The 14,667-nt window shown below is 65.1% G+C and carries 12 protein-coding genes and 1 pseudogene; 10 read left to right on the forward strand and 3 right to left on the reverse strand.

All coding sequences use genetic code 11. The annotated features are described in order from the left end of the window. Nucleotides 1-397 precede the first annotated feature (397 nt). The 7 genes from J5M67_RS21160 (at nucleotide 398) to J5M67_RS21190 (ending at nucleotide 8,961) form a co-directional block, all read left to right on the forward strand. On the forward strand, nucleotides 398-1,159 hold the full coding sequence (locus J5M67_RS21160; protein ID WP_207887284.1) for a hypothetical protein: 762 nt from the start codon (nucleotides 398-400) through the stop codon (nucleotides 1,157-1,159). Nucleotides 1,160-1,570: 411 nt separating this feature from the next. Continuing rightward, nucleotides 1,571-2,242: a DUF3313 domain-containing protein gene (locus J5M67_RS21165; RefSeq protein ID WP_207887285.1), complete on the forward strand. Its 672-nt coding sequence runs from the start codon at nucleotides 1,571-1,573 to the stop codon at nucleotides 2,240-2,242. 103 nt (nucleotides 2,243-2,345) lie between these two features. Next, nucleotides 2,346-4,166: a monovalent cation:proton antiporter-2 (CPA2) family protein gene (locus J5M67_RS21170; protein WP_207887286.1), complete on the forward strand. Its 1,821-nt coding sequence runs from the start codon at nucleotides 2,346-2,348 to the stop codon at nucleotides 4,164-4,166. A gap of 22 nt (nucleotides 4,167-4,188) precedes the next feature. Beyond that, nucleotides 4,189-5,286, forward strand: a complete 1,098-nt coding sequence (locus J5M67_RS21175) for an AI-2E family transporter (protein ID WP_207887287.1) — start codon at nucleotides 4,189-4,191, stop codon at nucleotides 5,284-5,286. 12 nt (nucleotides 5,287-5,298) lie between these two features. Then, nucleotides 5,299-6,834: an efflux transporter outer membrane subunit gene (locus J5M67_RS21180; RefSeq protein WP_207887288.1), complete on the forward strand. Its 1,536-nt coding sequence runs from the start codon at nucleotides 5,299-5,301 to the stop codon at nucleotides 6,832-6,834. Then, nucleotides 6,831-7,940 (forward strand): HlyD family secretion protein, encoded by a 1,110-nt coding sequence (locus J5M67_RS21185; protein ID WP_207887289.1) that lies wholly within the window; start codon nucleotides 6,831-6,833, stop codon nucleotides 7,938-7,940. Before J5M67_RS21180 ends, J5M67_RS21185 begins: the two co-directional genes overlap by 4 nt. After that, nucleotides 7,930-8,961, forward strand: coding sequence for a DUF2955 domain-containing protein (locus tag J5M67_RS21190; protein WP_207887290.1), 1,032 nt, complete (start codon nucleotides 7,930-7,932; stop codon nucleotides 8,959-8,961). Before J5M67_RS21185 ends, J5M67_RS21190 begins: the two co-directional genes overlap by 11 nt. Nucleotides 8,962-9,052: 91 nt before the next feature. On the opposite strand, the gene J5M67_RS21195 is transcribed toward J5M67_RS21190, so the two are convergent. Both J5M67_RS21195 and J5M67_RS21200 read right to left on the reverse strand, forming a co-directional pair. Next, on the reverse strand, nucleotides 9,053-10,795 hold the full coding sequence (locus J5M67_RS21195) for a SulP family inorganic anion transporter (RefSeq protein ID WP_207887291.1): 1,743 nt from the start codon (nucleotides 10,793-10,795) through the stop codon (nucleotides 9,053-9,055). Between the two features lie 193 nt (nucleotides 10,796-10,988). Next, nucleotides 10,989-11,093, reverse strand: a pseudogene (locus J5M67_RS21200) (transposase); the annotation flags it as partial. 190 nt (nucleotides 11,094-11,283) lie between these two features. Between J5M67_RS21200 and J5M67_RS29955 the strand changes: the two are divergent. The 3 genes from J5M67_RS29955 (at nucleotide 11,284) to J5M67_RS21215 (ending at nucleotide 12,984) form a co-directional block, all read left to right on the forward strand. Next, nucleotides 11,284-11,691, forward strand: a complete 408-nt coding sequence (locus J5M67_RS29955) for a LysE family transporter (protein WP_368735946.1) — start codon at nucleotides 11,284-11,286, stop codon at nucleotides 11,689-11,691. Nucleotides 11,692-11,901: 210 nt separating this feature from the next. Beyond that, entirely contained in the window at nucleotides 11,902-12,681 is a 780-nt protein-coding gene (locus J5M67_RS21210) for a hypothetical protein (RefSeq protein ID WP_207887293.1), read from the forward strand. Nucleotides 12,682-12,819: 138 nt separating this feature from the next. Then, entirely contained in the window at nucleotides 12,820-12,984 is a 165-nt protein-coding gene (locus J5M67_RS21215) for a hypothetical protein (RefSeq protein WP_207887294.1), read from the forward strand. Nucleotides 12,985-13,069: 85 nt separating this feature from the next. Here J5M67_RS21215 and J5M67_RS21220 read toward each other — a convergent pair whose 3' ends face one another. Then, entirely contained in the window at nucleotides 13,070-14,542 is a 1,473-nt protein-coding gene (locus J5M67_RS21220; protein WP_207887295.1) for an FAD-dependent oxidoreductase, read from the reverse strand. Between the last annotated feature and the right edge of the window lie 125 nt (nucleotides 14,543-14,667).

Below are 14,667 nucleotides of genomic sequence, written 5' to 3' on the forward strand. Positions count from 1 at the left end.
AAGTGAATCACCCGCCTGATCACCACTCTCAACTTCGACTCACTGTAAGTACTTGATTTTCAAGCCCTTTCATCGCTTCGTCGCCGGGATTGGTGCGCATTATAGGGACTGAAAAATCCCCGTCAACGGCTTTTTGCAGAAAGATGACAAAGGGTGTCTCCCCTCCCCCCCTCTATATAAGGAGGGAAACAACATCGATGCCGGCCATCACAACCCCAAGGCCTACCTGGCGACATTCGCCTGCTCACACTTACTTGCCTGAACGGCCGAATCCTCACCGCCCGCAAAAGCACCGCCACGACCGCTGGAACTTCGAGCAGCTTGTATGACCAGCCGAGCTATGATGATGGCGGCGCCCGCCTGATTCAGGGCCGTATGGTCTAGAAGGAGACCCTGTGTGAATCGGATTCAGTTGCTCATCGCATCCTGCTTGTCAGCGACTTCACTCCTGGCGTTTGCCGAAAGCCCTCAGACATTCCTTCAAGGCCGCGTTTACGAACTTCGCCGGGATACCTCGCCGGCCTTTTGCTACGAATGGGCGACTGGCCTGCCAAATGGCGTCTGGGGCAATGCAAGGGATTATGGCCAGAAGACCGAAAAACTCCTGGGCAATGGTGCCGTCCTGATTGCATCGGCAACTTACAAACCCACCGGCGAAGTGATTTCCCACTCTTTCTATAAAAGCCGGGAAGCCTGCCAGCAGGACCTCGCCAGAAAGCCGGGATCGATTCCGTCCACCCTGTCCCCTTCAGCCCCGGCGACAACACAGACCGTTGCACAGAGCTCAACGTACGTCGACCAACTGCAACGAGACTTCGGACAGCGCATCTATTTCAGTTCGCCCAAGGCCGAGGCGACCATCAAGAAGATCAACATCGACTGCAGAGCGCCGGATGGCCGCTACCTGCCACTGTACAACGCACTGCTCGCGCGACTGCATGAAGCCAGCACCCCCGATGCCTGGATGGAAACCAGCGTGGTCAGTTCAGGAAAGAACATTCAAGTCTTCGACAGCGTTCGCCTGAAGAGCGGAAGGGAACTCACCCCGCAACTGACCCTGGAAATCAATGAATGGGGCGCCGTTGAAACCCATGGCGTCAGGCCCGACGCCCTCTCGAACGCCTGCTTCGGCTCGTACGGCCCGATCTGGAGGATCTAGCGGCAATGCCCTCTGGAGAACGAGCCAATAGGGCGCTGCCATTAACCTATCGAACAACTTCGAATCATCGAGTTGTTCACAAATATCAGAACAGACTCGCAATTCTTTGAATATTTTATTGCGCTATTGCCCAAAAACAGGGGCTCCCCTTACTCTTTTGCGCCGGCAAATTGCCGCCGCTCATCCATACTCGATCTATCCGTAATTCATGGCGCATCCACGAGAAGCGCCACACTCGTCTGAACGTCACCAGCCTCTCCCGCCGCGGGCCCCACAAGGAGTTCGCCAATGTCGAGGGCGTGGAATTGCCCACGGTCAATACAAGACCTTGCCTATTTCATGGGGCCGAGATGCTGTGCTGGGCCCGTCGTTATCACGACGGCGATATCCACTCTTTATTAGGAGACGAAATTGAAGAAACACGCAGTCCTGCTTCCCTTGCTGGTGCTTCCGCTGCTGTTCGGCTGCTCGAGCAACAAGGTCTCCAGCGAAGATTATTCCGGCTTCCTGAGCAACTATTCGCACCTCAGCGAGCAGGAGAATGCCTCCGGCGCCAAGGTCATGTCCTGGGTCGAGCCGAACCTGAATCTTGGCCGCTACACCAGCGTCTACATCGAACCGACCCAGTACTTCCCCAAGCCTGCGCCGACCGACAAGGTTTCCCAGCAGACCCTCGACCAGATCTCCGCCTACTACACCCAGGTGCTCAAGCGTGAGTTCGGCCAGGTGCTGCCGGTGGTCAACCAGCCCGCCAGCGACTCGCTGGTGGTCCGCGCCGCGATCACCGGCGTGAGCAGCCATACTCAATCCCTGCGTGCCTACGAGGTGATCCCGATCGCCCTGATCTCCGCCGGCGTGAGCACCGCCGCCGGCATCCGCGACCAGGACACCGTAATTGCCACCGAAGCCGACTTCCTCGACGGCCGTACCAGCAAGGAAGTTGCCCAGGTCGTGCGCAAGGGCACCGGGCAACCGCTGGAAAACGACAAGCAGGCGATGACCGCCAACGATGTGAAAGGCGTACTGGACGGCTGGGCCAAGGACATGCGCCTGTCGTACACCAAGCTTCGCGCACAGAAGTAAGCAGGACCTGAACCATCCGGTCGGAGGACTTCCCGGCCGGTTTCGCGAACACGATCGGCACTCGGGACAGCGAGCCCGGACGGAGCCACAAAGGGGCTGATGAATGCCACATGACGGAAGCCTGTTACAGGCGACGGTGATTTTCCTGCTGGCGGTGGTGTTTCTCGTACCGCTGGCCCAACGCCTGAAACTCGGTGCGGTGCCCGGCTATCTGCTGGCCGGCATCCTGATCGGCCCCTCGGTGCTCGGTCTGATCAGCAATCCACAGAACGTCGGCAAGCTCTCCGAAATGGGCGTGGTGATGCTGCTCTTCATCATCGGCCTCGAGCTCTCCCCGCGCCGCCTGTGGATGATGCGCCGTTCGCTGTTCGGCGTCGGCTCGCTGCAAGTAGGGCTGACCGCGGTCGTCATCGGGGCGCTGGCATACCTGCTGTTCGGCCAGTCGCCGGCAGCTGCCGTGGTGCTGGGCGTGGGCCTGGCGCTGTCGTCCACCGCCTTCGGCCTGCAGGTGCTGGCCGAGCGCAAGGAATTGAACAAGCCGCACGGCCGCACCGCCGTGGGCATCCTGCTGTTCCAGGACATCGCCGCCATTCCGCTGATCGCCATCGTGCCGCTGCTGAGCGGCGGCGGCGAAAGCGCAACCGACAGCGGCGTGCGGCCGTTGCTGGCCGTTGCGGTCGGCATCGGCGTGGTGATCGTCGGCGGGCGTTACCTGCTGCGCCCGGTGTTCAGCTGGGCGGTCGGCTCGGGCCTACGCGAACTGTCTACCGCCACCGCCCTGCTGGTGGTCCTGGGCACGGCCTGGATCATGGAGCACGTCGGCGTGTCCATGGCGCTGGGCGCCTTCCTCGCCGGCATGCTGATGGCCGAGTCGCAGTTCCGCCATGAGCTGGAATCGCAGATCGAGCCGCTCAAGGGCCTGCTGCTGGGGTTGTTCTTCGTCGGCGTGGGCATGACTGCCGACCTGCGCCTGCTGATCAATGCACCGGTCCTGGTGCTGGGACTGACCGTTTTGCTGGTGGGCATCAAGCTGCCGCTGCTGATCGGCCTCGGCCGTCTCTTCGGCGGCCTGAACCGTGCCGGAGCGATTTGCCTGGGCGTGGTGCTGGCGTCCGGTGGCGAGTTCGCCTTCGTGGTGTTCAAGCTGGCACTGGATCACCGTCTGCTGGATCAGCAGGTGCACGATGTGCTGGTACTCGCCATCACCCTGTCGATGGCCGTGGTGCCGCTGGTGATGATGGCGTTGGCTCGCTGGATGACCGACGAGACGAGCGAAGCCGATGCTCCGCAGGGCACGCCGGAGGTAGAGGACCAGCCGCGGGTCGTGATCGCGGGCATGGGCCGGATGGGGCGCGTGGTCGCCAACCTCCTGCAAGCCCAGAACGTACCCGTGGTGGCGCTGGATACCTCGGTGGACGCCCTGCGCCGCCAAGGCAAGGAAAGTGGCGTACCGGTCTTCTACGGCGATCCGACGCGCCCGGAAATCCTCCATGCCGCCAAGGTCGGCGAGGCCGAGCTGGTGATAGTCGCCACCGACGACCCGGAGATCAACTTCAATACGGTGGAAGCCCTCTCGCGTCTCTATCCGCATACACGGGTGATCGCCAGGGCCAGCAACCGCCAGCAGGTACTGCAATTGCTCGACCGGGGTGCCAACCCGGTGCGCGAAACCTTCCATTCCAGCCTGGAAATGGGACGCCGTGCCTTCATTGAGCTTGGCGTGAGCGAGGAACAGGCCGCGACCTGGGTGCGCCGCTACCAGCAGCAGGAGGCGCAATGGCTGCTGGAGCTGCATCGGCAGGGTCGTGACGACGAGCCGGACGGTCGATTCGGCGACGACCGTGATCGCGTCGCCGGCGTTACACCGCAAGTCAAGGAACAGCCATTGGAAAGCGCCCCAGGGCGCGAGGATCGTCCGGCCTGAGGGGTCGGTCTGGAGGAAAACCATGCAACCCAGTTTCAAGTTCGATAGCACCCTGTCCCGGGGCTTGCTCGATGTTCTCATCAAGGCCGGACTGATCGCCGTCCTGGTGATGTTTTCCTTCCAGGTCTTCCAGCCCTTCCAGGAGCTGATGATCTGGTCGGTGATCCTCGCCGTCACCCTCTATCCGCTGCAGCGCTGGCTCAAGGCGCGCACCGGCCTCAAGGACGGCTACGTCGCGACGCTGATCGTACTCTTCGTCCTGCTGGTGCTGATCGCGCCGATCTATCTCCTGGCGACCAACGTCGGCGACTCCATGGACAAGGTGGTGACGCTGCTCAAGAGCGACACCCTGAGCATTCCGCCGCCGCCGGAATCGGTGTCCACCTGGCCGCTGATCGGCCCGCGCGTCTACGCGGCCTGGCAGATGGCCTCCGGCGGCCTGAGCGACGTGGCGCAACACCTGCTGCCCTATCTCAAGGGCACCGGTCGCGTGCTGCTCGGCGCCGCAGCCAGCGCCGGCGGCGCCTTCCTGCTGTTCATCGCGGCGATCATCGTCTCCGGCATCATCATGGCCTTCGGTGAAACCGGTACCCGTGCCGCGCAACGCATCGCCAACCGGGTGGCCGGCGTGGATCGCGGCAAGAGCATGGCCGTCCTGTGCACCGCCACCATCCGTGCGGTCGCCCAGGGGGTGATCGGCATCGCCTTCATCCAGATGCTGCTGATCGGCATCGGCTTCGTGGTCAAGGGCGTACCGGGCGCGGGCATCCTGGCAGTCGCCATCCTGATCCTGGGTATCGCCCAGGCGCCGGCGACCCTGATCACCATCCCGGTGATCGCCTATGTCTTCTCCACCGAAGGCTTCACCGCCGCGACCATCGCCTTCGCCATCTACTCCTTCGTCGCCGGCCTCTCGGACAACGTGCTCAAGCCGCTGCTGCTGGGACGCGGCGTGGACGTGCCTATGCCGGTGGTGTTGATCGGGGCTATCGGGGGGATGGTGGTCAAGGGCATCATCGGCCTGTTCATCGGCCCGGTGATCCTGGCCGTGGCCTACAACCTGTTCTGGCAATGGGTCGACCAGCAGGAAGCGGACAGCACCGCCAAACCGTCCGAATAAGCAAGGATTGCCATGCCAAAGCGCGTCAGACGCTGCACCATCGTCTTCACCACCCTCCTGGCCGGCTGCACCCAAGTCGGCCCGGACTTCCAGCCGCCGCAGGATCCCTGGCTGGCCGGCTGGAACACTCCGCTGCTGGAACAGGCCGGTCGTAACGCCAGCGCCCCCGACCTGCGCCAGTGGTGGACGGTGTTCGCCGACCCGACCCTCGACGCGCTGATCGCCGAAGCCGACGCACACAACACCAACCTGCGGGTAGCGGGTCTGCGCATCGCCGAGGCACGTGCGCAGCTGGAGATCGCGGAAACCGGGCGTTATCCGCAGCTCCAGCAGATCCGAGGCGAAAGCCTTTACCTCAAGCAGAACCAGTCCGGCGCGCCAACCGCCCGCGACTCGGTGTTCTGGCAGTCCAGCGCCGGTTTCGACATCGGCTGGGAAATCGACTTCTGGGGCCGGTTCAGCCGCGCCATCGAGTCCGCCGACGCGGCCTACTTCGCCTCCCAGGCCAACTACGCCGACGCCATGGTGCTGCTGCGCGCCCAGGTCGCCGACACCTACTTCGGCCTGCGCACCGCCGAGGCGCGCCTGGACATCGCCCGCGAGAACGCCAAGCGCCAGGAACGCAGCCTGGAGATCACCGAACGGCTGTTCCGCCACGGCGAGAACGACGAGCTCGACTGGCAACAGGCGCGCACCCAGTACCTGGCGACCCTGGCGACCATTCCCGAGTTCGAGAACCAGGTGAACGCCCTGCGCAACATCCTCTGCGCGCTGCTCGCGCGGCCGCCGGGAGCGATGCCGGAACTGGCCACGCGCCACGGACAACTGCCGATGCCGGACCGCGCGGTGCTCCAGGACGTGCCGGCCAGCCTGCTGCAACGCCGTCCGGACATCCGCGCCGCCGAACAGGCGGTGGCGGCGCAGTCGGCGCTGGTGGGCGTCGCCGAGGCCGACCTGTACCCGTCGATCAGCCTGCTGGGCAGCATCGGCTGGAGCTTCGTGTCGGCCAACAACCTGCCCGACAGCTTCAACCTCGCCGCCGGGCCGAGCCTGATCTGGAACCCCTTCGACTACGGCAAGCGCGAGAACGCCGTGCGCGTGCAGGACGCGCGCCTGCAGCAGTTGATCGAGCTCTATCACCAGGACGTGCGCAACGCCGCGCGCGAAGCCGACGACGCCGCCAGCGGGCTGGTGCGCTCGCTGCAGAGCGCGAACATTCGCGAGCAGGCCTCGCAGGCGGCGCAACGCTCCCTGAACCTGGCCAGCTCGCAGTACCGCGAAGGCTTCGCCGACTTCCAGCGCGTGCTCGATGCCCAGCAACTGCTGCTGCAACAGCAGGACGGCTATCTGGTCAGCCGGGGCAATGCGGTCAGCAGCCTGGTGGCGCTGTACAAGGCCCTCGGCGGCGGCTGGGACAGCCGCCGCCCGCCCATCGATCCGGCGACCCGCAAAACCATGGAACAACGCACCGACTGGGGCGACCTGCTCGATGAGCCGGCTCCGGCAACCCAGGCCCCCAGTACCTCAGGACAAGGTAAGCAGAAATGAGCGACGCCCCCAATACGCCGCCCGCAGCCCCCAGCAAAGCCTCCCCGGACCGCGGGATGCGCGTGGTGTTGCTGCTGATTCTCGTCAGCCTGGTCTGGTACCTGCTCGCCGACCGCTTCACGCCCTATACCCAGCAGGCGCGGCTGCAGGCCTACGTGGTCCCGGTCAGCGCCGAAGTCGCTGGCCAGGTGAAGCGCGTGGCGGTGGGCAACAACCAGGAAGTGCGCAAGGGCGACGTGCTCTTCGAGCTGGACCAGGAGCAATACCAGATCGCCCTGTCGCGGGCCGAAGCCGACCTCGACACCGTACGCCGGCAGATCGGCGCCAACACCGCCGGCATCGATTCGGCCCAGGCCGCCCTGGCCGCCGCGCAGGCCAACGAGCGCAAGGCCCGGCAGGACTCCGAGCGCCTGCAGCGACTGTTCCAGGAAGACCCCGGCACTGTCTCGGTACGCCGCCTGGAAAGCGCCCAGGCGACCCGCGAGCAGGCAGCCAGCCAGGTGGCGGCGGCCCGCGCCGAAGTCGAGCGCGCCCGTGAGCAACAGGGCGGCCACGACGAGGACAACGCCCAGTTGCGCAGCGCCACGGCGAATGTGGCGAAGGCCCGCCTCGACCTGGCCCGCACCGTGGTGCGCGCCGACTCCAACGGCCTGATCACCGACCTGCGCACCGACGTCGGCCACTACGTCGGCCCCGGCAGCCCGGTGATGACCCTGATCGCCATCCACGACGTCTGGATCAGCGCCGACATGACCGAGAACAACCTCGGCCACCTGAGCCCCGGCACGCCGGTCCTGGTGGTGCTCGATGCGCTGCCCGGCGAACTGCGGCGCGGGCGCATCCGCAGCATCGGCTACGGCGTCAGCGTCGGCCAGAGCGCCCCGCCGGGCTCGCTGCCGACGGTGCAGAACAGCCGCGAGTGGCTGCGTTCGGCACAGCGCTTCCCGGTGATCGTCGAGCTGGACCGCGACCAGCCGCTGAACACCGCCGGCCTGCGCGTCGGCGGCCAGGCGGAAGTCATGGCGCTGCCCAGCGAAGGCAACCCGCTGAACCTGATCGGCCGCCTGTTCATGTGGCTGATGAGCTGGCTGAGCTATGCCTATTGAGCCCTTCCCCATGGAGCTGAGGCGCCGGCGCGCGCTGAGGCTGGCCTGGGGCGTCGCCTTGTGCCTGGCGGCCAGCTACGGCATCGGGCTGCCGATTCCCTTTCTTGCGCCGGTGCTTGCCGTCCTCCTGCTGGCCATGCGCGCGCAGGCCCTGCCGCTCAAGGCGGCGCCGGCCCTGGCGATACTGGTGCTGCTCAGCTGCGGCATCGGCCTGCTGCTGATCCCACTGCTGCGCCATGCCCCGCTGAGCGGCGTACTGCTGGTCGGCGTGGGACTGTACCTGGTGTTCCGCTACGCCCTGCGCGGCGGCAACGGCCTGCTGGCGAACCTGCTGGTGATCGGACTGACCATGATCGCCGCCGCCGGCACCAGTGACTTCACCCTGGCGCTGTCGGTGGTGGAAGCGCTGGCCAAGGGTATGTTGCTGGCCGTGCTCAGCACCGCCGTGGCCCATGCGCTGTTCCCGGAACCGGCCGATGCGCCCTCACCCCCTGCCCCGCCGCGACCCAGCGAGGAAGATGTCGGCTGGATCGCCCTGCGCGCCGTGCTGATCGTGATGCCGGCCTTCCTGCTGGCGATCATCGCCCCGGACCGCTTCATGCCGCTGATCATGAAGTCGGTCAGCCTCGGCCAGCAGGCCGGCGAAACCCGTGCGCGCCACGCCAGCCGCGAACTGATCGGTTCCACCCTGCTGGCCGGGGTGCTGGCGATCCTGGTCTGGAGCGCCCTGAGCCTGTTCGTGCACCTCTGGATGTTCTTCCTCTGGGTGCTGCTGTTCACCCTCTGGCAGGGCCGCCGGCTGTACGCGGCGGTGGCCACCCGCAAGAGCCCGGCGTACTGGGTCAGTTGCCTGACGACGATGCTGATCCTGCTCGGCCAGTCGGTGCAGGACAGCGCCGGCGGCCAGGACGTCTACCGCGCCTTCGCCGTGCGCATGGCGCTGTTCCTCGCCGTGTCGCTGTACGCCAGCGGCATGCTGATATGGATCGACAGCCGCCGCGCGCGGGCGCACACGGCCTAGCTCCCGAACCCTCGCGCAAAAAAATCGGTGAGGACGAGGCCGTCCTCACCGATCCTTCTTCGCGCATCACCGATGCGCGGATATTTTCCACCTAGGGCTGCCAGTCGACACCCGACTCGCTGAGATAAGCATCGACCGCCGCGCCCACCGTGGGGTGGAATGCGCTCTCCCCCATGCGCTCGAAGAGTTCGAAGCGCTTCATCTTGTCCTTCACCGGGTCCTTCATTTCCGCGAACTGCAGCTCCACGCCGCGCTCTTCCAGCGCCTTGTCCAGCTCGGCGAGCATGTCGGCGGAGGTGATGTCGATGCTGGTCACCGGCTCGGCGGCGATCACCAGGCGCTGCACCGGCGTGGGCGACTGGTCGACGGACTCCAGCACCGTGTTCTGGAACTGCTCGGCGTTGGCGAAGAACAGCGGCGCGTCCCAGCGGAACAGCACCAGGCCGGGGATTCGCCGGGCCTGCGGGTAGCGCGTCACGTCATGGTAGCCACGGGTGCCCTCGACCCGGCCGAGTATCGCGAAGTGCGGGCGCCAGCCGTCCCAGAGAAACTCGATCACCGACACCGCCACCGCGATGCAGATACCCGGAATGGCGCCGAACACCGCCACGCCGACGAAGCAGGTGAAGGAAAGCCAGAACTCCCATTGCTGCATGCGGAAGATGCGCTTGAGGTCGGCAAACTCGAACAGGCCCAGCGCCGCCGCGATCACCACCGCCGCCAGCGCGCTGTTGGGCAGGTGCTGCATCAGGTTGGGCGCCACCAGGAGCAGCAGGGTGACCGCCAGCGCGCCGATGATGCCGGTGAGCTGGGTCTTGGAGCCGGCCGCCTCGGCCACCGGCGTACGCGAGGAGCTGCTGCTGATCGGAATGCCCTGGAACAGGCCGGACGCGAGGTTCGCCACGCCCAGACCGAACATTTCCTGGTTCGGGTTGACCGGCGCTTTCATGCGCGCGGCGTAGGTCCGCGACAGCACGCTGGTGTCAGCGAAAGACACCAGCGCCACGGCGATGCCGCCGAGGACGATTTCCGTCAGGTCGATCCCGCTCAACCAGGGGAAGGAGAAGGCCGGCAGCCCCTGGGGTAGCTCGCCGAGCACCTTGACGCCCAGGCTGCCGAGGTCGAACAGGCTCACCGAGAGGGTAGCCAGGACCACCGCGATGAGAATGCCCGGCAGGCGCTGGTAGGGTTTGAGCAGCAGGATCAGCACCAGGCTGCCGGCGCCGACGGCGAAGCTCGGCCAGTTGGCGCGGCCATCGAGCAGTGCCTGGCCCAGGCTCCAGAGGTCTCGCAGCGGCCCCTGGCTGTCGACGGACAAGCCGAACAGCTTGGGCAGCTGGCTGATCAGCACCGTCAGGGCGATGCCGTTCATGTAGCCGTAGCGGATCGGCTTGGACAACAGCTCGGTGATGAAGCCCAGGCGCAGCAGACCGGCAACCATGCAGACCACCCCGGAGACCAGCGCCATCATGCTGGCGATGGCAATGGCGCGCTGCGGATCGCTCGCCGCGTACTGCACCACCACCGCCAGAATGGGCGCGGCCAGCGCCGAGTCCGGGCCGAGCACCAGAATCCGGCTGGGGCCGAACAACGCATAGGCCAGCAGCGGGATGATGGTCGCGTACAAGCCGTAGATGCCCGGCACGCCGGAAGCCTCGGCGTAAGCGATGCCCACCGGCACCAGCATGGTGGTCAGCACCAGCCCGGCGGCGATGTCCCTGGGCAGCCAGGCCATCTGGTAATGCCGCAGGGTGACCAGCCCTGGCAGCCAGCGCTGCCAGTCGAAACCTGACCGTTGGCGCGCGGAAGATCCCGAGTGGGACGTGTCGGACATGGATGAATGGCTCCAGGGCAATTGAACGCTGCTCCGAAGGGCACCGTGCGATTGGAGTCCTTCCGCGTACAGAGTAGATCAGCCCCTGTGGCCCGTAACCCCCTGCCGTGCAAATACTTTTTCGAAAATGACGGGCTTCGCGACGCGCCGATCGCAATCGTTTGGCTCTGCCGTCAGCGGCCGACCAGACACGGAGTGCTTCCTCCATCGCCGGGTCGCTGAGGGCGAACCCGTTTTGCAGCAGGTGGATGCGCAGCATGGTTTCCAACGGATACGGCGGACGGCCATTGCCAGCCTTGTCTGCGTTTGCCGACGGAAAGCCCATCTGAGGCATGTGGCAGGCCCCGGACCCAGCGGGGACGCCCCTTCAGCAGATCGACCGGGACTTCTCCGGAGGTTCCCTGAACAGCCGCTCGCCATCCCACGGAAGCAGACGTGATCTTCGGCTGGATGTCTTCTGAAACCGGAGATTCGACTACCCACGAGCGATGTTGACACTGGGAAATGCGGTGACTACTTTCCTTAAGATCGTAGCTTCCGTAGGTTCAGTTCAAGAGGTTGTCAAGCTATCAGTGCTTGACGCCTCTGCTGCCTTCCTCGAAGGCTTGCTTCTCTGCACAGGTCTTTTCAATCTGGCTGGCCCGAAAGACACGTTCGTCATCGGACGATCGACTACAAGCCGCCATCTGCTGTTGATGTCTGTTACCTGCGCTGCAAGTGATGCGCTGCTGATCGTGCTCGGAGCGTACGGCCCTGGTGCCGTGCTGATAGGTAGTCCGCGCATGGTGGCAGTCGCGTTCGACGGTGCTGTCTGTTATCTCGCGTACCACGGACTTGTTGCTCTACGTACTGCGATTCGTCCTGACTCCACGGGATTCGTTCAAGGGACGTTGTAGTGTGGGCTGCCGGGCAGGCGGCACTGGCAAGTTTTCCGTGCTCGGTATCGAACACATGATTGGCGCGATCGAAGACGTTGGCGGGCACGGTCCACGATGACACCTCGATCTGAGCGAATTCGTGCGGAAGACAACACAGTTTTCCGCCACGATCCTCCTTTCGCGGTGCTTGGGTTCGTATTCATTGCGAATCCGGGCCGAGGTACGTCAATGACCCAGTTGAACGACTCTACGTCGCCCGATGGATTCGTAACGCTCAGCGATGCAAGCATGCATGCCCTGGCCAACTCAATGGACGAATCCGGGGTAGGTATCCTGCACCATAGCGTGCCGGATGCGATTCTCGCGCAAATGCGAAGTTTCATTGCTCATCAGATTGAGCAGCACGATGGCCAATATTTCAGTTTTGAGGGCATGGAGTGGACCGCCGGCACCTGCCTCCGCCCGCTATTTGAGGACGTTGGCCTGCGCGCGTTGTTTCGATGTCTTTATGAACGGAAGATGCGCAAGGCGCCGCCCAGCGACCGGATTTTTCCGGTCCTGCGCGTGCTGACCGGCACGCACGGACTGCGGCACGCGAACAACTTTCACTACGACTCGTACGTCGTCACCATACTGCTGCCGGTTCTGATCCCCAACGGCCCGGGCGAGCTGCCAGGGCATCTGGTCATGTTTCCGAATTTCCGCGAGGAGAGGCGCTTCGCGGTCGTCAATATTCTTGAAAAACTGCTGGTAGAGAAACTGCTGAAACGGATATGGAGCAGGCCGCGCGTGCAGCAATGGCTATCGGCGAAAATCGTGCCGCTGACTCCCGGTAATCTCTACTTCTTCTGGGGCATGCGCTCGCTGCATGCAAATCAGCCCTGTCTGCCCACCAGCGTACGCTCCACGGTATTGCTGCATTTTGGCGATCCTCACGAGGGCAGTGTGTTCAAGGGCATCTCCCAGCGACTGCATGCAAGGAGACTGCGACGCATGGATCGGGATTAGGCCTCAGCTCCGCCCGTCGCAACTGCCCGGCTCGATCCCTCGGATTACGCCCCCTGGCCTGAAACCAGGGGCGTACTGCTGGCCACGGTCTGTACGTCGCCGCCGGGACGCGAGCAGAGCGAAGGCGGCGAAGCGCGGGTGGCGGTGTTCCTGCGCGATCCCGAACAGACCGCCAGCGTGCCGCAGCAACCGCTGCGCCAGTTGTTCAGCTTCACTCCCACCGAGGCGGAGCTGGCCGCGCAGCTGGCCTGCGCACTGCACGGCAGCGTGGCCTTCCTCTGCGGCGACCAGCGGACCGGCTGAGGCCGCTCGCTCTCGATTCCCCGTCCTTTTCCCCCAGTCAGCGAGGCAAACGTCCCGGTGTCGATCACCGGGGCGTTGCGCACGCTCAGCCCTGCGTTGCGACGTGCCGACCGGCCTGGCGACCGAAGAAGCTGGCATCGGCCAGCGACAGGCCCGAGCTGTAGCCGCCACCCCAGCGCGGCAGGCCGCAGGTGGTACGGCCGGCGGCGTAGAGCCCGGCGATGGGTTCGCGCTGCTGGGTCAGCACCTGGCCGGTGGGCAACGTGTCGAGCCCACCCAGGGTGAAGTGCGGGTAGAAGGCGTAGTCGAAGCGACAGTCCAGGGCAACGAAGGGCGGCTCGTCCAGCGGGTTGAGCCATTTCGCCGCCTTGTGGAACAGTGGGTCCTGGCCTTGCGCGGCATGCCGGTTGAAGAAGTCCACGCTTTCGGCCAGGGAGCCCGACGGCAGGCCCAGCTCCTGCTCCACCTCTTCCCAGGTTTCGCCGACGGCGGCGATGTCGATGCGGGTGAACTCCGGCGGACGCTCGAAGCAGGCATTGTCGGCCAGCAGGAATACCCGGTCCCCACCCTGGCGCAGGATGTGATAGCCGGTCCGGCCGTGGTAGCAGTCTTCATTGATGAAGCGCTGGCCGCGCTCGTTGACGAAGATGCCCCTGACCAGCGACTCCGGCGCGTAGAACGGCAGGCTGACGAAGGCCTCGTCCATATGGATCGCCGCGCCACCGACGCTCATGCCCAACTGGATGCCGCTGCCGTCATCGCCCGGTGTGCCGATCGGATTTTCGTTGTGCATCAGTTGCGGGGCGTGGCGACGCACCATCTCGCGGTTCATCACGAAGCCGCCGGCGCACAGGACCACGCCCCTGCCGGCGCGCACATAGCGCGGCTGGCCATCGCAGCGCGCCACCACGCCGTGGACCCGACCCGCGTCATCGACGACCAGGGCCAGCACGCGGCTGTCGTAGTGCACCTCGACGCCGAGCTCGACGACGCGCGCGGCCAGGATGTCCATCAGCAGGCGGCCGCCGCCCCAGCCTTCCCACTGCGGCGTATGGCCCCGCGGACAGGGTTTGGCCTGCTCGGAGAAGGGCCAGGCCTCCTCGCTGCCGGACCAGATCAGGCAGTCGTCGGTGACCGGCTCCACCATCTTCTGCGGCAGATAGGTGTTCTTGTACGGCACCCCCTGGGCGACCAGCCAGTGGTAGTGATCCAGGCTGTTGTCGGCGTAGAGGCGCGCCTTGGCTTCGTCGGCGTCCGGCCCGCCGGCCATCATCAGGTAACGGAACAGGTCTTCGCTGTCGTCGCTGAACCCGGCATTGCGCTGGGCCGGGGTACCGCCATTGCCGCCCAGATAGATCTCGCCTCCCGAGAGGGCACTGGTGCCGCCGCTGCCGGAGCTCGCTTCCAGCAGAAGGACGCGCACCCCGGCACTGGCCGCTTCGATCGCGGCGCTGGCGCCGGCGGCGCCGAAGCCAATTACCAGCACTTCGGTTTCCTGGTCCCACCCGGGGACATCCTGCAGACGGCAGGGACGATTCACGGAGAACGGGGATGACATGCAGATGCTCCTTCTTGTTGTTGTTCTGGCAAACGAACCTGCCGGCCGTGATCGAACAGAAGCAGCGGAAATCGGGAGTAAAACGGGCGCCGGCGCAGGGCCAGCTCCGCACCGCTCGGCGAGCA

It is taken from the genome of Pseudomonas sp. 30_B (genome assembly GCF_017491605.1).
GTDB lineage: Bacteria > Pseudomonadota > Gammaproteobacteria > Pseudomonadales > Pseudomonadaceae > Pseudomonas.

Excerpts from the sequence above, each read along its gene's own strand:
- J5M67_RS21170 (WP_207887286.1), top strand. The coding sequence starts at position 2,346 with ATGCCACATGACGGAAGCCTGTTACAGGCGACGGTGATTTTCCTGCTG.
- J5M67_RS21175 (WP_207887287.1), top strand. The coding sequence starts at position 4,189 with ATGCAACCCAGTTTCAAGTTCGATAGCACCCTGTCCCGGGGCTTGCTC.
- J5M67_RS21180 (WP_207887288.1), top strand. The coding sequence starts at position 5,299 with ATGCCAAAGCGCGTCAGACGCTGCACCATCGTCTTCACCACCCTCCTG.
- J5M67_RS21185 (WP_207887289.1), top strand. The coding sequence starts at position 6,831 with ATGAGCGACGCCCCCAATACGCCGCCCGCAGCCCCCAGCAAAGCCTCC.
- J5M67_RS21190 (WP_207887290.1), top strand. The coding sequence starts at position 7,930 with ATGCCTATTGAGCCCTTCCCCATGGAGCTGAGGCGCCGGCGCGCGCTG.
- J5M67_RS21195 (WP_207887291.1), bottom strand. The coding sequence starts at position 10,795 with ATGTCCGACACGTCCCACTCGGGATCTTCCGCGCGCCAACGGTCAGGT.
- J5M67_RS29955 (WP_368735946.1), top strand. The coding sequence starts at position 11,284 with ATGTTGACACTGGGAAATGCGGTGACTACTTTCCTTAAGATCGTAGCT.
- J5M67_RS21210 (WP_207887293.1), top strand. The coding sequence starts at position 11,902 with ATGACCCAGTTGAACGACTCTACGTCGCCCGATGGATTCGTAACGCTC.
- J5M67_RS21220 (WP_207887295.1), bottom strand. The coding sequence starts at position 14,542 with ATGTCATCCCCGTTCTCCGTGAATCGTCCCTGCCGTCTGCAGGATGTC.